Genomic DNA, 21,919 nt, shown 5'->3' on the forward strand with positions numbered 1-21,919 from the left:
CACCGAAAAAACATCAACCCATCAACGCACCACCCGGCCCGAAACAAAATGCGCGATATCGTTGTAACCCGGTGTAGACGAGTGCCCCGGTGTTACCAGCGAATCAATGAATGCTTCGTCTTCGGCAGTGATTTTCACGTCCATGGCTTTGATGTAGCCATCCCACTGTTGCTCGGTACGCGGCCCGACAATCGCGGAAGTGACGGCCTGGTTGTTCAGTACCCAGGCGATGGCGAACTCGACGATGCCGACGCCTTTGGCCTGGGTGTACTCCTGAATTTTCTGCGCGATACGCAGAGACTCGACCCGCCATTCGGTTTCCAGGATGCGTTTGTCCTGGCGCCCTGCGCGGGTGCTGCTGTCGGGGGTGACGTCTGGAGCGTATTTGCCGCTGAGCACACCGCGCGCCAGAGGGCTGTAAGGCACCACGCCCAAACCATGAAAAGCCGCAGCGGTGATTTGCTCAATCTCGGCCATTCGGTTGGTGATGTTGTACAGCGGCTGACTGATCACGGGCTTGTCCACCCCCATGCGCTGGGCGATATTCACGACTTCTGCGATGCGCCAGCCGCGATAGTTGGATAGGCCCCAATAGCGAATCTTGCCTTGGCGCAGCAGGTCGCCGATGGCCGACACCGTCACCTCCAGCGGCGTATCGTGGTCTTCGCGGTGCAGGTAATAAATGTCCACGTAATCGGTGCCCAGCCGGTTCAGGCTGGCCTCGATGCCATTGAAAATATGTTTGCGGCTCAGCCCGCTGGAGTTGGGCGCACCCTTGGCGGGACCATAGCCCACCTTGGTCGCTACTACCCAGTCATTGCGCCGTGATGCGATGGCCTCCCCGACTATTTCCTCGGAGCGCCCACCGCCATAAACATCCGCCGTATCGATGAAATTGACGCCCTGATCCCAGGCCTTGTCGATGATGCGCAGGGACTCTTCAGTACTGGTCTGCTCGCCGAACATCATGGAGCCGAGAGTCAACGTAGAAACCCGCAGGCCGGATTGGCCAAGAATGCGATAAGTCATGCTCGATATCCTTTTCAATGAGTGGAAGGGAAAAACAGAATGTTTCCAAACATAGAACCTCGCCACGTCGCGGTCCATTACAAATGCAGGGTATTTATGAATGGCTCTGGGCCATTCGACACCCTTGACGGCCAGCACCGCTACCGTAGACTGCCGCCTTTAGTCGGGAGTAAAGGCTATGCGCCACTTGCGTTGTTGGGCTTACGGATTTGCCTGTCTTGCTGGCTTGGCACAGGCAGACACTTCCCAATCGAATGATCCATTGTTGGACAGTGCTCCCCCCAGCGCGCAGACCGTGACCACCGGCGAAGCCCGTGGCGTCTTGCGGGCTCGTGATCAGGCGGTGCTTGCCAGCGAATTGTCCGGGCGAATCGTCGACATGCCGTTCAGCGAAGGCGAGGCCTTCAACAAGGGCGATACCCTGGCGCGCTTCGACTGTGCCGCTTATCAGGCCCAGCTCAATGCCGCCCAGGCAGGCATTCGCGGCGCCAGTGAAGAGTTGGCGCACAACAAACAACTGGCCTCGCTCAACTCCGTTGGCCGTTTCGAAGTGGCGCGAGCCGAAGCCAAACTGGCTGAAGTGCAGGCTCAAGCGCAGGTCTATCAGGTTCAGGTCAAGCGCTGTAGCGTGGTCGCGCCATATGATGGTCAAGTAGTGCTACGCAAGGCGCAGCGCTATGAAAGCGTTTCGGCTGGCGCGCCGCTGATGGAAATTGTCGACAACCGCACCCTGGAAATTCACCTGTTGGTGCCGTCGCGCTGGATGTCACGACTCAAGCCTGGGCAAACCTTCAGCTTTACCCCCGATGAAACTGGTCAGCCACTGACCGCAACGGTCAAGCGATTGGGTGCGCGCATCGATGAGGGTAGCCAAACGCTGTTGCTGGTCGCCTCGCTGACTGACGTCAAGGGCCTGCTGGCGGGCATGAGTGGTACCGCGCATCTGGCGTCCGCCAAGTGAACGCTGCGGCGCCAGGCATAGCCGACCGGGTTTTCGCGCAATTTCTCGATCTGGAGCGTCAGACCCGCGCCGCCAAAGATATCGATCAACTGGCCTACAGCCTGGTCAATGACGGTCAGGCCCTGTTCAGTTTTCGTCACGCAGCGCTGTTGATCGCTGGCAAGGTGCGCGCAGTGACGGGCGTCAGCATGGTTGAACCCAATGCGCCCTTTGTCGCCTTCGTCGAGCACGCTGTGGCAGACCTGTTCAAAAAAAATCAGTTAAACCAGCCGGGTTCTGTCGCCATCGAACAGCTGGGTGGGCAGGACCAGGCGGAGGTGCAGGCGCTGTCGGCGACCCAAGTGTTCTGGCTCCCCTTGCTTGATCGCAAAGGCCTGGTATTTGGTGGGTTGTGGTTGGCCCGCGAACAAGCCTGGACACAGCCTGAGCAAATGCTTCTGGCGCGGTTGGGCGACACCTACAGTCACGCCTGGCTGGCGTTGCAACCGCGCAAGCCGTGGCGTTTGCATTGGTCCGGGAAAAAGCAGCTGGCGTTGGTCGGGGTGTTGTTGCTGTGTCTGTTGATACCTGTGCGTCAATCGGTGCTCGCACCCGCCGAAGTGGTGCCATTGGGTGGCCGCGTGGTGGCGGCACCGCTGGACGGAGTGATCGCCGAGTTCTTGGTCAAACCCAACCAGCCGGTAAAAACTGGCGACCTGTTGCTGCGCTTCGAAAGTACCACGCTCAAAGCGCAGGCAGATGTTGCTGAGCGGACCTTGGGTGTGGCCGAAGCGGAGCTCAAGGCCAACGCACAGCGGGCCTTCGCTGATGCCGAATCCAGCTCGCGCATCGACCTGCTGGCGGCGCGCGCCGAACAAAAGCGCGCCGAGCGTGATTACGCGCGTGAGTTGCTCAAACGCAGTGAAGTGCGGGCCGAACGTGACGGCATCGCGGTATTTGCTGACGCAGAGCGCTGGACCGGAAAACCGGTGCAGACGGGCGAGCGCCTCCTGGATATTGCCGACCCGACCCAAGCGGAGCTGCGTATCGAACTGGCGGTTGGCGATGCCATTGAGCTTGAGCCTGGTGCAAAGGTGGCACTCTTTCTCGACAGCGATCCTTTGCACCGCTATGAGGCAACTCTGGAACGTGCGGCTTACGAGGCACAACCTACCGCTGCGGGGCAATTGGCCTACCGGCTGGACGCGAGCTTCAGCGAAGCGCCGCCGCGAATTGGTTTGCGTGGCACCGCCAAACTCTTCGGTGAGCGCGCGCCAGTGGGGCTCTATCTGCTGCGTCGTCCTCTGGCAGCGTTGCGTCAGAGCGTAGGCCTTTAAATGAACGTGCCCGCGCTGCGAGCGGATTTGCAGCTGTCGGCGGCTGCCCCGGCGCTGGACGGTTCGCCACGCTGGACCCTGGCTGACCCGGTGCGTGGGCGTTACTTCAAGCTCGGTGCGGCGGCAATTCGCTTGCTGCGCCATTGGTCGCTGGGTGATGCCAGCAAAGTTTTGGCTGCTGCCAATCAGGAACCTGGTCTTCCATTGGTCGGGCATGAGCTTGACGAGCTGCTGAGCTTTCTGCGCGCCCATGACCTGATTGCCGCACTGGATCAGGAGCAGCGCGACAGTTATATGCGCAAGGCGGCCGCCCAGCGTCAGGGCGTTTGGCAGATGCTGCTGCATCAATACCTGTTTTTCCGAATCCCGCTGTGGCGCCCCGATGCTTTCCTCAATCGCGTCTGGCCGTGGCTCGAACGTTATGGCTCGCGTCTGCTGCGCTATGGCTTACCCCTCACCCTGGGAACTGGCGTGTTTCTGGTGGCGCGTGATTGGGACCGTTTTCTGTCGACGTTTCCGCATTTGTTCAGTCTCGGCGGCGCGATGGCGTTCGGCATCGCGTTATTTTTCGCCAAACTGTGTCACGAATTCGGTCATGCATTCATGGCCAAGCGTGCCGGTTGCCGGGTACAAAGCATGGGCGTGGCATTCATGGTTATGCTGCCGTTGTTTTATACCGATGTCAGCGATGCCTGGCGGGTCAATGATCGCCGTTCACGGCTGCTCATTGGCGCGGGTGGCGTGCTGGCTGAGTTGGTCTTGGCCTGCATCGCCTTGCTGGTCTGGTCACTGCTGCCCGACGGCCCGGCGCGTACCGCTGCGTTCATGCTGGCCAGTGCGACCTGGCTGACCACGCTGGCGGTGAACCTCAACCCATTCATGCGCTTTGATGGTTATTTTCTGCTCAGTGATTTGTGGCAGGTGGACAACCTGCAAGGTCGCGCCTTCGCTCTGTGCCGCTGGCGCTTGCGTGAGGTCCTGTTCGGTTATCAGCAACCGGCACCGGAGCCGTGGTCTCCCGCCATGCAACGTCGACTGTTGTTGTGGGGGTATTTCTCCTGGCTGTGGCGCGCAGCGTTGTTCTTTGGCATTGCGCTGGCGGTCTATCACCTGTTCTTCAAGCTGCTCGGCATCTTCCTGATGATGGTCGAGTTGGTGTGGTTCATCTTCCTGCCGATTTGGAAAGAAATGCGCATCTGGTGGAAAAGTCGCGAATACGCCCATAACGCTCGCGCCCTGTTCAGTTTGCTGGGTTTGCTGGCAGTTATTGCCGTACTGGTATTGCCATGGCGCAGCAGTGTCGAGTTGCCGGCGATGCTTGAAGCCGGACGTGTCAGTGCGCTGCACACGCCTATCGCGGCGCGGGTCAAACGAGTGAACGTGCAGGACGGGCAGCGCATCGAGGCAGGGGCGGTTTTGATCGAGCTGGAGTCGCCGGATCTGGACTCGCGCCAGACCATCGTGCGTCGGGAGATAGATATTCTGCAGCTGCAATTACGGCGTCAGGCCGGACGTAGTGAAACGGTGGCCGATGTGGGCATCTTGGAGCAGCGGCTGGCTGAAGCGGTGGCTCAATACCGTGGACTGGTGGCGCAGCGTGAGCGTCTGCTGGTGCGTGCGCCGCAGGCCGGACAGGTGCGTGATCTGTTACCAGAACTGAGCGTCGGGCGTTGGGTATCGACCAAGCTGCCATTGGCGCGCGTGGTGGAGGACGGTGTCCGGCTGCGAGGCTATCTGGCTGAGGAAGCATTGTGGCGTGTTGCGTCGGGCGCGGAGGGACGTTTTATTCCTGATGACCCGATGCGCCAGGCTATCCCTGTGGCGCTCCTGGAGGTGGACGCCAACGGCGTGAACTATCTGGATCTGGAAGCCCTGGCCTCCGATCACCATGGGCCAATTGCCGTTCGCCGCGATGAAAGCCACCGCGCCGAACCTGTGCAAGCGCAATACGGCGCACGCTTGAGCATTCTGCAACCCACGCCTACCCCAAATCAGCCCCTGCGTGGTTTGGTGGTGTTGCAGGGGCGCAGTGAGTCGCTGCTGGGCAATGCCTGGCGTCGATTGGCGGCGTTGGGCGTGCGGGAAAGCGGTTTCTAAGAATAACGAGCGCACTGGGCTGGCAAGTGCTCATCGGCATACTGTTATAAAACGTTATTTTTTCAGGCCGTTACCGAGGGACGGCTCAAGTGTTTTTTCGTCGCCAGAAAACTGCCGAAGAGGCCTGTATTTACGGGGGGGTTCATCCCGAAAAAGTGCCAGGTGATATCAAAACAATACTAGGCGTATATTCCACGATCCGGTAATCTTGTCCTACAAATGGACTTCCGCAGTGGGTGAAGGGATTAGCAAGTTTTCATTTTATTTCAGGCTTGCCGCGTTCCGGGTCTACCCTGCTCTCCGCTATCCTTCTGCAAAACCCAAAATTCCACGCCGGCATGACCAGCCCGCTGGGTTCGTTGTTTTCTGGCGTGCTCGAACAATGCAGTGCGGGCAGTGAGTTCGGTGCGGTTATCGACACCGGCATGCGCCAGCGCCTGCTGCGTGGGTTGTTCGATTCCTACTACGCCGACAAAGCCGACAAGCCCGTTATCTTCGACACCAATCGCCAATGGTGTGCACGTTTACCTGCCCTCAAGGAACTGTTCCCCCAGGCCAAGACCATTGCCTGTGTGCGTAACGTTGCCTGGGTGATGGACAGCATTGAGCGGTTGTACCGCGCAAATCCGTTCGAGAACACCAAGTTGTTTTCCGACGCGAACGAGCGCAATACCGTTGAGAGCCGCGTCGAAACCCTGGCCCAACGCAACCGCCTGGTGGGGTTCGCCTGGTCAGCGCTTAAAGAAGCCTATTACGGTGAGCAAGCTGACTCGTTGTTGATCGTCGACTACGAGCTGCTGAGTCAGGCACCCGAGTTGGTCATGCGCCTGGTCTACGACTTTATCGGCGAGCCCTGGTTCGAGCATGACTTCGAGAACCTGGTCTATGACGCGCCGGAGTTCGATCAAGGTCTCGGCATGAGTGGCCTGCACAAAGTAAGACGCAAGGTCGAGATGACACAGCGGCGCACGATCCTGCCGCCAGATATTTTCGAGAAGTACGCAGAGTTGTCCTTTTGGAACGATGGTCGGTCCAGTGCCGCCAACGTCATCCGTATAAAAAACTGAAACCGCTATCAACTGATAGCGGTCATTCGTTTGAGAGTCTGAGTTTCGAGCGCAGGTGAGCCTCATGTGGTGGAATAAAGCTAAGTCGTCGAGTGCAAGACAGGTAGCGCCACGGGCGAAAGCTTTGGCTGCGCCATTGATCATGTCGCTTGAGCCGCGAATGCTGTTCGACGGTGCGGTCGCCGCGACAGTTGCGGACACCGCTCACGCCGACAGCCATGCCACCACGGACGCCGCCAAGCCAGCGGCGGCGACTGATCATGCTGCCAGCAACGATAGCCATCCCCAGACCGATACGGCCGCAACGCCGACACCGACACCGCCTGCTGTCCCAGGGCAGACCGTGGTGTTCGTCGACTCGCGGGTCAAGGATTCCGAAAGCCTGCTTAAAGGTGTCGCGGCCGGTACCCAAGTGGTCGAATTACAGGCCGGCAAGGACGGCTTGCAGCAAATTGCCGACTACCTCGACACCCACCACGGCGTGAGCACCGTTGAACTTATTGCCCACGGCAACTCGGGCGACCTGTGGTTGGGCAGCACCTACCTCTCGGCCGATAACGTCGCGGCACGGGCCGACGTATTGGCGCGCATCGGCAATGACATGAATGTCGGCGGCGATATCCTGCTCTACGCCTGCAACACCGCCGCGGGCGACAAGGGTATCGGCTTTGTCGACTCCCTGGCGCAATACACCGGGCGCGATATCGCGGCGTCGACCAACCGCACCGGCCTGGGCGGCGACTGGACCCTGGAAATAGCCACCGGCACCATCGAAAGCCACAATGTGCTGTCGGCCGATGCCGTGGCTGCCTATCAGTACGGTCTGGCGACCATTACTGTGACCAATGCCGCTGACAGCGGCGTCGGTACGCTGCGTGCGGCCCTGAATAATGCGGTGACGGGCGATATTGTCACCTTCAACGCCGCCGGCATGACGGTCAACCTGGTCTCGCAACTGACCATCACCAAGAACCTCACCGTCGAAGGCGACCTGAACCACGACGGCGTTGCCGATGTGACCCTTAACGGGCAGTACCAGACCCAGGTGCTCAGGGTCAATTCCGGGGTCACCGCGACCCTGGACGGTCTGATCATTACCAAGGGCCTGGCGGCCGGCAATGGCGCGAATGCCGGGGTCGACGGCACCTCGGTCATGGGTGGCGGTATCGTCAACGCCGGTAACCTGACCCTGAACAACGTCACGGTGACCAGCAACGCGGCCTCGGGTGGCGGTGGCGGTGGCGGGGTTACTACGCCTTACGTCGGCGGTGCAGTCGGCGGTGGCGGTGGCGGTGGCGGTGCCCTTGGCGGGAAAATCGGTGGTCACGGCGGTACCGCAGGCTTCGGTACCGGGGTCTATGCTGGTACCGCAGGTTCTGCCAACCAAGGCGGTAACGGCGGTAGCTACGACCCCAACTACATGGGCGGTCGCGGTGGCAGCAGCACCGGCGGCTCGGGTGGCTTAGGCGCCTCCAACTACAGTAACGGCGGGGTTGGCGGCACGGCGAACAATGGCACTATCTCCATTGGCGGCGGCGGTGGCGGCTCCGGTTGGGACAAGCCGGGCCGGGCCGGCGCCTCGGCCAGCGGCGGTATCTACAACGCGAGTACGGGTACCCTGACCGTCGTCGGCACCTCGGTGATTTCCAATAACATCGCTGCCGGCGGTGGCGGTGGCGGTGGCGGTGGCTTGGGCGGCTCTGCCGACCCCGGTGGCGCGGCCGGTAAAGGTGTCGGCGCGATCTGGAACAAAGGCACGTTGTTGGTGACCGCCGCCAACTTTGCGGCGATGACCGGCAACGCCGGCGGCAGCGGCTCCGGCGGTTCGGCGCTGGGCGGCGGCAGCACCGGCGCCAGCGTGGCGTCCGTGAACAATATCTTCAATGACGGCGGCACACTGAACACCGCCTATGCCCCGGCACCGACCGCGACCATCGTGGTCTCCAACACCTCCCAGCACATCGGGAGCACCTCGCTGGTGACCTTCACCTTCAACCAGACGGTGGCGGGGTTCACCAACGCCGACCTGACGATTTCCAACGGTACCCTGGGCACCCTGACTACCAGCGACAACATCACCTATACGGCGACCTTCACTCCAAGTGCCAGCGTCACCAGCGCCACCAACCACATCGTCCTCGACAATACCGGGGTCAGCAGCGTGTCGGCAGGCACGGTGGGCAGCGGCACCACCGCGTCCAACAACTACGCCATCGATACCGTGCGCCCGACCGCGACCGTCACGGTGGTCGCGCCGACGTTGAGCAGCACGGTCAACTCGACGGTGAACATTACCTTCAGCGAAGCGGTGAGCAGTTTCAGCCTGGCTGACATGTCGGCCTCCAACGGCACCCTGAGCAACCTGAGCACCAGCGACAATATCCACTGGACCGCGACCCTGACACCGACCGCCAGCAGCAACAGCAGCGGCAATGTCATTACTCTGGATAACACCCTCTATACCGATACCGCGACCAACGTCGGTACTGGCACGACCACCTCCAACACCTATGCGGTCGACACCGTGCGGCCGACCGCGACCATCGTGGTGGCCAATACTGCGCTGAACATCGGTGGAACCTCGCTGGTGACCATCACCTTCAGCGAGGCGGTGACCGGCTTCACTACCGCCGACCTGACGGTCGGCGGTGGGACCTTGAGCGGCTTGAGCAGCAGCGACGGCGGTACCACCTGGACCGCGACCCTGACGCCGACCGCCAGCGTGACCCAAACCGGCGATGTCATCACCCTGGATAACACGGGGGTCAGCGATGCGGCAGGCAATGCCGGCAGTGGCACCACCCACTCCAACACCTATGCCGTCGATACCCAGCGGCCGAACGCGACCGTCGTGTTCGCCAACACCAACCTGGGCGTCGGCCAGACGTCGCTGGTGACCATCACCTTCAGCGAAGCTGTGGTCGGTTTTACCAACGCCGACCTGACGGTCTCCAATGGCACCCTGAGCGCGGTGAGCAGCAGCGACGGCGGCATCACCTGGACCGCGACCTTCACCCCGACAGCGAGTATCGTCAGCGCGAGCAACCACATCACCCTGGACAACACTGGGGTCCAGGATACGGCGGGCAACGCCGGCAGCGGCACTACCACGTCGAACAACGTGGTCATCGACGGCGTGCGTCCGACCGCGACTGTGGTGGTTGCGAACCACTCCCTGATCATTGGCCAGACCTCGCTGGTGACCATTACCTTCTCGGAAGCCGTGGTCGGTTTCAGCAACGCCGACCTGACGATCGCCAACGGCACCTTGAGCGCGGTGAGCAGCAGCGACGGTGGCATCACATGGACCGCGAACTTCACCCCGACGGCGAGCATCACCAACGCCAGCAACGTCATCACCCTGGACAATACCGGCTATAGCGACACCAGCGGCAACGCCGGGACCGGCAGCACCAACTCCAACAACTACGCCATCGATACCCAGCGTCCGACCGCGACCATTGTTGTCGCCGATCCTGCGCTCACGGCCGGCGAAACCTCGTTGGTGACCATCACCTTCAGCGAAGCGGTGACCGGCTTCACCCTGGCCGACCTGAGTGTGAGTCACGGTAGCTTGAGTGGCTTGAGCACCGGCGATGGCGGTATCACCTGGACCGCGACTTTCACTCCGGGCACCAATACCAGCAGCGCGACCAACGCCATCACCCTGACCAATACCGGTATCGCTGACATCGCTGGCAACGCTGGCGCGGGCACCTCTAACTCGGCGAACTTCAGCATCGACACCGTGTTGCCCTCGGCGACCATCGTGATGGCGAACCCGTCTCTGAAAATCGGCGACACCTCGCTGGTGACCATTACCTTCAACGAGGCGGTGACCGGGTTCAGCAATGCCGATCTGTCGATTACCAACGGCACCCTGGGCGCGGTGAGCAGCAGCGACGGCGGCATTACCTGGACCGCCACGTTCACCCCGTCGGCGAGCATCACCGATGCCACCAACCAGATCACCCTGGACAACACTGGGGTCCAGGCGGCCGTTTCGGGCAATGTCGGCAGCGGCAGCAGCGTTTCCAACAACTATGTCATCGACACCCAGCGTCCGACGGCCACTGTCGTGGTCGCGACCGATCATCTGGGCATCGGCGGTACATCCCTGGTGACCATCACCTTCAGCGAGGCGGTGACCGGTTTCAGCCTGGCCGACCTGACGATCGACAACGGTACCGTGAGCATCCTGAGCACCAGCGACAACATCACCTATACCGCGACCCTGACGCCAGCGGCGGGTATCACCCAGGGCAACAATCACATTGTCCTGGACAACAGTGGCGTGGCCGATGGTGCTGGCAACGCCGGCTCTGGCACCACCAACTCGAACACTTACGACGTCGACAGCGTGCGCCCGACGGCGACCATCGTGGTCGCCAACCCGACCCTGGCGGCCGGGCAGACCGCGCTGGTGACCATCACCTTCAGCGAGGCGGTGACCGGGTTCGACAACAGCGATCTGAGCGTGCCCAATGGTACCCTGAGCGCGGTGAGCAGCAGCGACGGCGGCATCACCTGGACCGGGACTTTCACCCCGACCAGCAACGTTCACGACACCACCAACCTGATCAGCCTGAACAACGCGGGCTATACGGACCTGACCAATAACGCCGGCACCGGCATCACCAATTCGGGCAACTTCACCATCGATACGGTGCGCCCGACCGCAACCATCGTGGTGGCGGACAACGCCCTGAACATCGGCGAAACCTCAGGGGTGACCATCACCTTCAGCGAAGCGGTGAGCGGTTTTAGCAATGCCGACCTGACGATCAGCAACGGCACATTGACCGCCGTGACCAGCAGCGACGGCGGTATCACCTGGACGGCGACGTTCACGCCAACCAACGCCATCACCGACAGCAGCAACCTGATCAGCCTGGACAACAGCGGTGTGCAGAACGCCTCGGGCAATACCGGCAGTGGCACCACCGACTCCAACAACTTTGCCATCGATACGGCGCGTCCAACCGCGACCATCGTGGTGACCGACCCTGCCTTGGGCGTCGGCCAGACCACGCAGGTCACTATCACCTTCAGTGAGGCGGTGAGCGGGTTCGATAACAGCGACCTGACCATCGATAACGCCACCCTGAGTAATGTCGCCAGCAGCGATGGCGGCATTACCTGGACCGCCACATTGACGCCGTTAGCCGGCATCACCGACACCAGCAACATCGTCCGGCTGGGCAATGCCGGCGTTCAGGATCTGTCCGGCAATATGGGCAGCGGCACCACCGACTCCAACAATTACGCCGTCGACAGCCAACGCCCGACAGCGACTATTGTGTTGAGCGATACGCTCCTGAGAGCAGGGGAAGCCTCGCTGGCAACCATCACCTTCAGCGAGGCGGTGAGCGGCTTCGACAACAGTGATCTGACCATCGCCAACGGCACTTTAAGTGCGGTGAACAGCAGCGACGGCGGCATCACCTGGACCGCTACGTTCACCCCGACCACGGGCCTGACTGATACCACCAACGTCATCACCCTGAATAACACTGGCGTCTCAGACTTGGCTGGCAATGCGGGTGTGGGCACCACCGACTCCGCCAACTATGTGGTGGAAACCCAGGTTCCGACCGCGACCATCGTGGTGGCAGATAACGCCCTCAAGGCCGGCGAAACCTCAGGGGTGACCATCACCTTCAGCGAAGCGGTGAGCGGTTTCACCAACGCCGATCTGACCATTGCCAATGGCTCCTTGAGCAACGTCAGCAGCAGCGACGGCGGCATTACCTGGACCGCGACCTTCATACCAACGGTTGACGTGACGGACAGTACCAACCTGATCAGCCTGGACAATCGGGGTGTGACCAACGCTTCGGGCAACAGTGGGGTCGGCGTGACCGACTCGAACAACTTCACCATCGATACGGTGCGCCCGACCGCAACCATCGTGGTGGCGGACAACGCCCTGAACATCGGCGAAACCTCGCTGGTGACCATCACCTTCAGCGAGGCGGTCAGCGGGTTCGACAACAGTGATCTCACGGTAGCTAACGGTTCCCTGAGCAACGTCAGCAGCCGCGATGGTGGCATGACTTGGACCGCAGCGTTCACCCCGACCGGTAACATCACCGGCGCCAGTAACCGGATCACCCTGAACAATAGCGGCGTCAGTGACCTGGCAGGCAACGCCGGAGTGGGCAGTACCGACTCGAACAACTACGCCGTCGACACCCAGCGGCCTACCGCCAGTGTTGTGGTCGCCAGTTCGGCGTTGACCGCAGGACAGACGTCGCAGGTGACCATCACCTTCAGCGAGGCCGTGAGTGGTTTCGATCTGTCCGACCTGAGCGCCACTAATGGCACGCTGTCGAACTTGTCCAGCCACGATGGCGGCCAGACCTGGACTGCCACCCTGACGCCGACGGCCAATATCAACGTCGCCAGCAATCTGGTCAGCCTGAACACCCTCGGCGTGACGGACCTGGCAGGCAATGCTGGCACCGGCAGTACAAACTCCAATAGCTTTGGCATCAACAGTATTTCCATGACCGGTGACCCGGAATTCCGCACCAGTATTACGCCAGCTGCGCTTCCGGGCGTGTCCAACGTGGCGCTGCAACCGAACGTGTTCGCTGCGCCGCCCGGCAATCTCGGCTCACCGTTGGCCTTCAACTCGCTGTTTCAGTCGCCGACCCTGGGCAGCGATGTACCGGCCCTAGGCAACATCTTCATCAATAATCAGGCGCTGGCGCCAAGTTATATTGCCCAGGTTTTCGGTAGCAGCGACAGCACGGGCAGCGTAACCAGTGGCTTTCATGGTGCTGGCGGGGGCGACGGTGGAGTGTTCGGTACTAGCACGATTTCCGGGGTATTTGGTCGGGACTCGGTGCCTGATGTTTCGCCGCTGAACGTGTTCGACGGTAAGCAATGGAACAGCAGTAGCAAAAATGCAGGCGAAGGGGTGCGCGGAATTTTTGGCGCGCCGACACTGAGCCAGCAATTGCATCAACTCAAAGAAAACGAGCAACGCCAGATTCGCGAATTGACGTTGGCGCTTGTGCAGATCGGCGCGAGTGAAGCGCAGGCCTGACTATAAAGAAGCTGTTTGCCGTACTAGGGGTTAGGGATGAATAAGGCTCAGAAGTTGTTCAGCGTCAGCTTGCTGGCGTTGATTGTGAGTGGTTGTGCGGTCACCAGTAAGCCGATCGATCGAAGTGAAAGCGAGCAGCGCGCCAAGAGTGATCTGGTCGATATGTACAAGGATCAGGAGCCGCTCAATGGTCCGCTGACCTTGCATGAGGCGATGGCTCGCGCGGTGAAATATAACCTCGAAGCCCGCCTTAAAGTCATGGAAGAGGCCATGGCTCAGCGTCAGGTCGATCTGGCCAGCTTTGACATGCTGCCACGCATGGCGATGAGTGCCGGTTACGCCGGGCGTAATAACGTCGGAGCCTCCAGCAGCCAAAGTATCCAGACCGGAACCCAGTCGTTGGAACCCTCGACCTCCCAGGACCGCGACCGCCGGGTTGCCGACTTGACCATGGTCTGGAACGTGCTCGATTTTGGTGTCAGCTACATCAGTGCCAAGCAACAGGGCGATCAGCGCCTGATCGTGCAGGAGCGTCGGCGCAAGGTGGTTAACACTATCGTCCAGGACGTGCGTTCTGCTTACTGGCGTGCTCTGGCTGCTGAACGGTTGCTCACGCAAATCGACAGTCTGATGGCGCGCGTCGAAAAGGCCCAGACCAACAGCGAGGCCATGAGCGACCAGCGCGTGGGTGACCCGGTTCAGGCCCTGAGTTATCAGCGCGCCCTGATCGAAGCGACCCGGCAACTGGAAGACCAGCGCCGCGCTTTATCCTTGGCCAAAACCGAGCTCGCAACCCTGATCAATCTGCCATTGGGTTCCGATCTGAAGCTGGCAGCGCAAAGTGATTACGAGGTCCCCGTGCTGAAAGTGGGCCTTTCTCGTTTGGAGGACGAGGCCTTGGCCAGCCGTCCTGAACTGCGCGAACAGGATTATCAGACGCGCATCAGCGCTGCAGAAACCCGTAAAGCCATGCTGCGCATGTTGCCGGGGCTTGAGTTCTCTGCTGGCGGGCATTACGACAGCAACTCCTTTCTGGTCAACCAGAGCTGGGCTGATTACGGCGTCAAGGTGACCTGGAACCTGTTCAACGTGATTTCGGCGCCCGCCGCCATCAACGTTGCCAAGGCAGGGGAATCCGTGGCTTCAGCTCGTCGGCAGGCCATGTCGATTGCGATTCTGGCGCAGTTGTATGTTGCCAACGCCAATTACCAAGAGGCCCTGCGTCAGTTCAAGACCAGCCAGCAATTGTCGAAACTCGACGGGCAGATTGTCGGCCAACTGCGCAATCGCTATAAGGCCAACAGCATTGGCGAACTCGATTTGATTCAGGGTGAACTCAATACTCTGCAAGCCGATTTGCGCCGTGACTTGTCCTACGCTGACTTGCGCAACGCCTATGGGCAAATCTTCGCCAGTGCCGGCCTTGATCCGCTGCCAGTGACGTTGGAATCGACGGAAATAAAATCCATTGCCAGCGCGTTGGCTACGCGTGAAGACGGCTGGGCGCAGGGTAAGATCTCGACGCCATGAGTGGGATGCGTTCGACGTCGCCTGACAGGCGCTCTGTCGGCGCGTTTGAACGCTGCGCTTTTCCATCGCCCAAAATTAAGCCCGGCAAAAGCCGGGCTGAAAGAACCTGCATAAGGTGTTAGCTCACACGGTTTGTACCGACGTGGTCATCGCTGATATTGATAGTCCGGAAAAATCATACTGATCATAGGATTAGCGATTTTTTTCCGGGCGATGCGAAGGAGTAGTGCGAGGGGTGTGGTTTTTTCGATGCTCGCAGCGTTCTATTTTTTGACCGAAATCGGGGCAGGAAAGTGCAACAAGGTCGGCGCAACGGCCATTCATCATTAGCCGTTGCAGCCTGTTGTAACTATTCCACGACCGCAGTCAGCTCGGGTGTACCGAAGCCTTTGAGTTCGGCATGCGAGCGTTCGAAGTAACCCGTCCAGAAGCTTTGCAAGTTCTGGATCAGTTTGCCGGAGCGGTAGCCGTTCTTGTTGTCTTGAGGGACGAACGCAGCACCGTGAACATAGACGCGGGCTCCCGCGAAGTCGGCAAACAAATTCTGCTTTTCGACCTTGGCCAACTCGGCTGCGGGGTTGATATCGCGTATCCGATTAGCCGCATAGAAACTGCCGAAGTCGCTGTATTCGAGCATGTCGGACATCAAGAAAATGACCTGTTCGTTGGCGTCTTTGGCGTTGCGCAAATCGGCGGAAATTTCCCGCAAGCTGAACAGGATCTCACTGCGCGGAATGTCCGTGCTGGAGGTGCCCATGGTCGCTGCGAATGCCTTGCCGAAGTTCTGCCAGAGCACCTGCGGTTGAGCTTTCAGACAGTTGCCCAGTTTGCGCGCAGGCATCATCGGCACATCGCCAATGACACTGTCTTGCAACGGATTTTCCAGGGTTCCGGAGAATTGCAGTCGGGTGTAGTGCCCTTCCAGGTAGGCGCTGAAGCTGTAAAGCCGCAGCTTGTCCCCAGGCTGAATGAACCGCTTGATGTGGCTCCAGGCGGTTTGCTGCAGCTCCTTGGTCAGCGGCGTGGTCTGGTCGATGATAACCGTCAACAAGCGCCCCGAAGAGGGCGCCTTGAACTCGGTCAACTTGCTTTGCTCATAGCAGCTGGGCACGTCGTTGCGCTCAGCGCCCCATGCTATTAGCGGGACAAAGGCCAGCACAGCGATCAGTGTTTTGATCATCATCAGCTTTCCTGCTCGTCCAGCATCTGGAGTTTGTAAGCACGGCGGATCAGCGTTTCGTCCACGCCTTTTTTGCCCGCGACATAGGCTAGGTCTTCCTCCTCATAGCCGGTCAGCTTGCCCCAGGCGTGCGGGTCGAAACCGGCCGTCTTGGTGGAGACGTGTGCAATGGGTTCTGGCGTGACATCGACCGCGGAGGTCACCACAGCGGCTTGCCGTGTTTCGGCCGCGATGGGGTCAGGGATGGCCGACAGGTTTTCGGACCTTTTGTTTTCGATGAAGCGCTCAAAGGTCCGCGCGTGTTTGTTCGATTCCTTCTCGCTGTGATCAGTGCCAGAGATATGGAACTGGGCCGACAGCAGCGCTTGCAGCGTGCTCAGTGCCTGTTGTGCGTCAACCGCAATGGAGCTTACGAGGCGGCGGTGATAGGCCACATATTCATCGGCGTTGGCAAAACCGACGGTCTGCTCCCAGGCCTCTTTCGATTTGCTGCCAACAAAACCTCGGGAGTACGCCAGGTAAGTGCTGGTGAACTGAATGAACACGAACAGTGCGCTGAGCACGCCGAAAGTGATCATCGACGCGCGGTGCATCGAATCAATCTGGTCCTGAGCGCTTTTGGTTTTCGAATCGTTGCCCAGCGACTTCATGTCGTCGGTGATCGGGAAGTCATTCGAGGACGGGAAGTCATCGGCCGAAGCACTGATGGCCGGAGGGTTGGCGATCAACTCGGCCTCTTGGGCCTGCAGAGTTTCAGCCCGCACCCAGAAGGCTGCAACCGCCAGAATCAGGATGAAAACGCCATAGGCGACAGTGATGCCGAAGGACTTGGCTGGCGTTTGCTTGCTGTAGTTGACCTTGATGCGGTTGAGCATCTGCTGGTACGCCGGGCGGTCATTATCATCGTAGGTCTTGTCGATATTAAGCCGGTCTTTTTTGATGAAGTCGCCTTCCTCACCTTTCTTGCGCATGGTGGCGTAGGCCATGATCTGGCCGACCATGTGGTTCAGGTACAACTGGCGACCGGTCAGCTCAGACAGCAGCAAGGCGATGATCGAAATGACCAGACCAATACCAAACGCACCCGCCAGCGCGGTGTTGGGCGTGGCGAGTGTCATGGCGTATGGCGACAACGCGTAACCGAACGCAGAGGCTTCGATCACCATCAGCATGATCACCAGCATCCACAGCCACATGCTTTTTTCGATGCGGTGATCCTCGCTGACTTTCATCAGATAGTCTTCGCACTTCTGAAAGAACTGACCATTTTTTACATGGCCCTCGTAGTAGTGGTAGTAGGCGCTGCACAGCTGGGTTTCGGCGTCGAGGAAGTGGGTTTTCGGGTTCTGTTCGCCCGGATGATTGACCCAATGTTTGATCTTCCCGAACAGCGGGACGTTGTGCCGGGCCAGCATTAAGCCGTAACGCACTTTGTTCCAGTAGATGACCACCGGAATCATGAGAAAGAGCGTCGCCAGGAGAGGCACAACGATGTACCAGTAGGCGATGAAGAACGCCTGAATTGTCTGCAGCATGTTATTTCCCTATTTCATCTGGTTAGCGACGAACCGGCTCGAATTCAGCGACGAAAGCCTCGCCTTGTTTTGGATAGAACAGTTCCCCGGCTGTCGCGGCGCCTGTTCTTTTGTCGAACACGATGTCCATGCAGGACACCGGCGACTTCGATGCATCGACTGCGAAAACCCGGTACAGCACCTTGGTTTCACCGTCGAAGGTATTGGCAATCGACTGAATCTTTTCCGACTGCTTTTTTGAAGTCTTGTAGTCAGGGATGAATTGCATGAACGGCTGTACTGCCACCGTCGCATCTTCTTTGAGAATGGCGACTGGCCCGACCAAGGCGACATGCCCGTTGATGGCCTGGCCCCAAGGGCGACCGTTCATCCCAGGCAGGTAGTCAGTGGTGGCGATATCCACCAGCGCTCGATCAGTGGCCAGGTTTTTTACTTCGCCCGCCATACGTGGCATATCGGCGACGCAGGAACCTACCGGAGCCGAGGCGTAGGCCGGAGAGATAACGCTGAATACCGATTTCTTGGGCTCGATACCGCGCGCCAGTGCCGACTCCATACTGACGACCTGATGGCCGCCAAAATCGATACCACCTTTGCCCTGAACCGGAATGCCTGTGGAAGGCGCAGGTTGGGCTGTCGCGGGCGAGGACTCGGCTTTGTCGGCTTTGCTCAGGGTCGGTGTTTTGACCGGTGCACTGGCAGCTGTTGCCGCCGGGCTGGTCCGGGTGCCGTGTTCCAGGTATTTGGGGTTGTTGCGCTCGGCGCGTACGCGGGCAACCAACAGTTGCTGGTTATCGACCTGGGTCAATTCCACTCGACGGTTTTGCGCCCGACCTTCGGTCGTGATGTTGGCCGCCACAGGTCGCGAGGCACCGGCACCCTGGTAATAGATGTCTGCGGGCTGCAAACCGGCCTGGGCGAGGATTGTGCTCACGGCGCGGGCACGTTGTTCCGAGAGTCGCTGGTTGAGCTCGGCGTTGCCGGTGGAGTCGGTATGGCCCACTACCAGGATTTTCTTCGGCGCCGTTTGTGTTCCGCTCTGGCCTTCCGCAAGTACCGCAGCCATCTTGCGCAACTGACGTTCCCCATTGGCGGTCAGCATGGCAGAGCCGGTGGCAAACATTGCACTGTCCTGCACCTGCGCCTCTATGCCCACGGGTTGCAATTGGGGGGCGCTTTTACCTGGAGTGGGAGCCTGGGCCGTTGCAAGCTCCTTGATCTGCATGCTCATGCCTTCCTCGGTGGCAATCGCCTGCAGACGCTTGACGCGTGCCTGATACGCCAACGTTGCACCGCATCCGACAGCGGCACCGGCAATCGCACCGCCCGCAGCGTTCTTGCCTAGGGCAACCGCCACACCCGCGCCCAGCACGGCACCCAACATGCCGCCAGCCACGCATGCTGAGGTCTTATCCATTCCGCCCAATTGGTTATCGACGCTGGCGCAACCGGTTACACCGAGAGCAATGGCCATAGCCAGTGCTGTCGGGCGCACATTCCTTGAGTTCAACATCCCTTGCTGATTCCTTTTTTGTCCTTGGCACCTGACAGACTTGTCGGTGTGCCATATCACGCAAAACGCGTTGCTATCCCGTGTCATTACACAACGAACGCCACCATGCCAGAGTGGGCGGCCCGACGGTTAATCAGGCTGGCGTCGCATCCGAGAGTGCGTGCTTTGACGGGTGTTACAAAATGTCGGGGGATAGTAGTAGCATTTCGATGTCAATAAAACAGTCGGCGACCACTTTCATTGAAGCCGGGGCAACGAAGTTGCCCCGCAATCGATGCCTGCCAGAAACACGTTCGAGGGGTGGCCGCAGACGCTCGCAGACGCAAGGGGCTGCGCATCAGAACGCCGGCAACCCCCATGCTTCAAGCGGGAAATCCAACAGCGACTCAAGGCGCAGATCGGCGTGAACGTATTGCTCGATTGGCATATGGGCGTCCGGCACGGCCACGGCGGACATGCCCGCAGCCTTGGCGGCCGTCACGCCGAAGGGCGAGTCTTCGAACACCAGGCAGTCCTTTGGGGCAACGCCCAGGCGGCGGGCGGCGACCAGGAAGATATCCGGTGCGGGTTTGGCGGCGCCCACTTCCGAGTCGTCAGCCGTTACCACGGTGTCGAACAGCTCGAACCATGCCCGATGCAGGGTGGTTTTGGCCTTGAAGTAGTGGATCGACGAGCTGGTGCCCACGGCGATGGGGATATTGTGCGCGGCCAAATGCCGGACCAATGCCTCGGCGCCTGGCATTGCGGGTGAACGTGGGAAGCGCTCATCCAGCATGGGTTCGCGAGTGGTCAGAAACTCATCGATGGACAGCGGCAACTCCAGCGCGCCGATCACGTAACCGGCGAAATCCCGCGCCCCACGGCCGATGGTGTTCTGCTTGATCGTCCAGTCAAACGTCCGACCGTAACGACTGGCAATAATATGAGTGACTTCGGTGTAGATACCCTCGGTATCCAACAACAAGCCATCCATATCGAAAATAACGGCCTTGATCGGGCCAAAAACGGTGCGTTGCTCACTCATCTCGTTTGATCCCGTTTTCAAATTCGAACATCAGCCTACCGTCTGAGGGAAGACCGTGGCTAGCGGCGGATGATAATCTCGGTCGATTATGGACAGCGAAGTGGGGCGGAAGATGAGCAAATCAGCAAACGTTGCAGTAGGCGTCGTCATTGCGGTGGCGGCACTGGGCACCGCTGGGGCGTGGTACACCGGGACTCAACTGGATGGTGTTTTGCGCGATTCGATCGACAACGCCAACCGACAGTTCAAGTCGTCTTTTAGCGGAACCGACGACAGTATGAGCGTCGAGCTGGTGTCGCTCGAGCGCCATCTGTTCACCAGCACTGCGCACTATCGTGTGAATGTTCAAAGCAAAAGCCTGGGCAAAAACAACGAAAAGATCGAGCTGTTGTTCGTGGATAACATTGAGCACGGCCCGTTGCCTTTTTCGCGACTGAGGTCGTTGAAGCTGCTGCCGGTCATGGCTTCCAGCAATTATGAAATCGAGAAAAACGCTTTTTCCGAAAAGTGGTTTGCCATGACTAATGGTGCCGCGCCGCTCAAAGGCAGTGCGAGCATCGGCTACGACCGCGCTACCGAAGGCACCCTGCAATTGCTGCCATTGGATATCAATGACAAAGACGGCATGTTCAAGTTCTCCGGCCTCGACCTCGCTGTGGCGGCCAGTGCCGATGCAGAGAAGCTCAAGATCACCGGGAATATGGACAACCTGCAACTCAACGTAGCTTCGGAACAGGGCCCTGTGAGTGTTGAACTCCACGGCGTGACCTTCGACACCGGTGGCACCAAAGGCGCCTCGGGTTTCTATCTTGGGCATAGCAACCTCAAAGTGGCCAGCGCGTTGTTCCAGATCGGGGACAAGCCTCCGGTGCTGTTCAAAGACTTTGTGAACACCAGCTTGATGCAAGAGGCAGATAGCAACCTGTCGGCTCAAGTGACCTATGACATCGGCATGATCAACTACAACGGCAAGGACATTGGCGCCTCGCAGATGCTGTGGAAGTTCGGCAACTTCGACGTAGCGTCTACACAAGCACTGCTCCATTTCTTCCAGGAGAAAGTCCAGCCTCAACAACAGGCTGCCGCGCAGGCCGGTATACCGTTCAAGTTGAAGCTGAGCGATGCCGATCAGGCAAAAATGAATGCCGACCTGGCGAAACTGCTGAACGCCAAGCCGCACATCGAACTGGAAAAAATATCGCTCAAGACCTCCAACGGCGAAAGCCACTTCAGCCTTGCGGTGGACCTGAAAAATCCCGGGCCGCTCGATCAACCGCCTGCAGAAGTGGGCAGAAAAATGATCGGCGAACTGAACGCCAAATTGCTGCTGTCTCAACCCATGATCAAGGATGTCGCCAGTCTGCAAGCGAGCCTCAACGGTCTGACCGACCCCAAAGCGATCGCTGAACAGGCGCAGGGCGCGAGCGACATGGTCAGCGGCATGGCGGTGATGACCCAGTTGGCCAAGGTCAAGGGCGAGAACGTTGTCTCGGACCTTCACTATGCCAACGACATCGTTGACTTCAACGGCCAGAAAATGACCGTGCAGCAGTTCTTCAGCATGGTGACGAGCAGACTTGGCGGGCTGAGCACAACGGATCAGTAAGTCACCG

Annotated in this window: 12 protein-coding genes; 7 read left to right on the forward strand and 5 right to left on the reverse strand. The window is 59.6% G+C overall.

The window, feature by feature from the left end; all coding sequences use genetic code 11:
• Nucleotides 1-21: 21 nt before the first annotated feature.
• A complete protein-coding gene (locus RHM55_RS15600; RefSeq protein WP_322177231.1) occupies nucleotides 22-1,029 on the reverse strand; it encodes an aldo/keto reductase in 1,008 nt (335 codons plus the stop codon).
• Nucleotides 1,030-1,207: 178 nt separating this feature from the next.
• On the opposite strand from RHM55_RS15600, the gene RHM55_RS15605 reads away from it, so the two are divergent.
• From RHM55_RS15605 to RHM55_RS15630, 6 genes are all read left to right on the forward strand, one after another.
• On the forward strand, nucleotides 1,208-1,990 hold the full coding sequence (locus RHM55_RS15605) for an efflux RND transporter periplasmic adaptor subunit (RefSeq protein ID WP_322177232.1): 783 nt from the start codon (nucleotides 1,208-1,210) through the stop codon (nucleotides 1,988-1,990).
• The gene (locus RHM55_RS15610; RefSeq protein WP_322177233.1) at nucleotides 1,987-3,306 is read left to right on the forward strand and encodes an efflux RND transporter periplasmic adaptor subunit; all 1,320 of its coding nucleotides are present in this window, start codon (nucleotides 1,987-1,989) and stop codon (nucleotides 3,304-3,306) included. The genes RHM55_RS15605 and RHM55_RS15610 overlap by 4 nt, the downstream gene beginning before the upstream one ends.
• Nucleotides 3,307-5,403: a site-2 protease family protein gene (locus tag RHM55_RS15615; RefSeq protein ID WP_322177234.1), complete on the forward strand. Its 2,097-nt coding sequence runs from the start codon at nucleotides 3,307-3,309 to the stop codon at nucleotides 5,401-5,403.
• A gap of 236 nt (nucleotides 5,404-5,639) precedes the next feature.
• Nucleotides 5,640-6,470 (forward strand): sulfotransferase, encoded by an 831-nt coding sequence (locus RHM55_RS15620; protein ID WP_322177235.1) that lies wholly within the window; start codon nucleotides 5,640-5,642, stop codon nucleotides 6,468-6,470.
• A 160-nt stretch (nucleotides 6,471-6,630) separates the two neighbouring features.
• Complete coding sequence (locus RHM55_RS15625) at nucleotides 6,631-13,524, forward strand: Ig-like domain-containing protein (RefSeq protein ID WP_322182969.1); 6,894 nt, start codon at nucleotides 6,631-6,633, stop codon at nucleotides 13,522-13,524.
• Nucleotides 13,525-13,560: 36 nt separating this feature from the next.
• Nucleotides 13,561-15,054, forward strand: coding sequence for a TolC family protein (locus RHM55_RS15630; RefSeq protein ID WP_322177236.1), 1,494 nt, complete (start codon nucleotides 13,561-13,563; stop codon nucleotides 15,052-15,054).
• Between the two features lie 349 nt (nucleotides 15,055-15,403).
• Here the strand turns inward: RHM55_RS15630 and RHM55_RS15635 are convergent, their stop codons facing one another.
• The 4 genes from RHM55_RS15635 to RHM55_RS15650 all read right to left on the reverse strand — a co-directional run bounded on the left by RHM55_RS15635 (nucleotide 15,404) and on the right by RHM55_RS15650 (nucleotide 20,306).
• Nucleotides 15,404-16,237 (reverse strand): hypothetical protein, encoded by an 834-nt coding sequence (locus RHM55_RS15635; protein WP_322177237.1) that lies wholly within the window; start codon nucleotides 16,235-16,237, stop codon nucleotides 15,404-15,406.
• Nucleotides 16,237-17,769: a hypothetical protein gene (locus tag RHM55_RS15640; RefSeq protein WP_322177238.1), complete on the reverse strand. Its 1,533-nt coding sequence runs from the start codon at nucleotides 17,767-17,769 to the stop codon at nucleotides 16,237-16,239. The genes RHM55_RS15635 and RHM55_RS15640 overlap by 1 nt, the downstream gene beginning before the upstream one ends.
• 22 nt (nucleotides 17,770-17,791) lie before the next feature.
• Complete coding sequence (locus RHM55_RS15645) at nucleotides 17,792-19,282, reverse strand: OmpA family protein (protein ID WP_322177239.1); 1,491 nt, start codon at nucleotides 19,280-19,282, stop codon at nucleotides 17,792-17,794.
• Between the two features lie 337 nt (nucleotides 19,283-19,619).
• Nucleotides 19,620-20,306, reverse strand: coding sequence for an HAD-IA family hydrolase (locus tag RHM55_RS15650; protein ID WP_322177240.1), 687 nt, complete (start codon nucleotides 20,304-20,306; stop codon nucleotides 19,620-19,622).
• Between the two features lie 112 nt (nucleotides 20,307-20,418).
• Here RHM55_RS15650 and RHM55_RS15655 point away from each other — a divergent pair, with 112 nt between their 5' ends.
• A complete protein-coding gene (locus RHM55_RS15655; RefSeq protein WP_322177241.1) occupies nucleotides 20,419-21,912 on the forward strand; it encodes a YdgA family protein in 1,494 nt (497 codons plus the stop codon).
• Nucleotides 21,913-21,919 lie beyond the last annotated feature (7 nt).

This window comes from Pseudomonas sp. MH9.2 (genome assembly GCF_034353875.1).
Lineage (GTDB): Bacteria > Pseudomonadota > Gammaproteobacteria > Pseudomonadales > Pseudomonadaceae > Aquipseudomonas.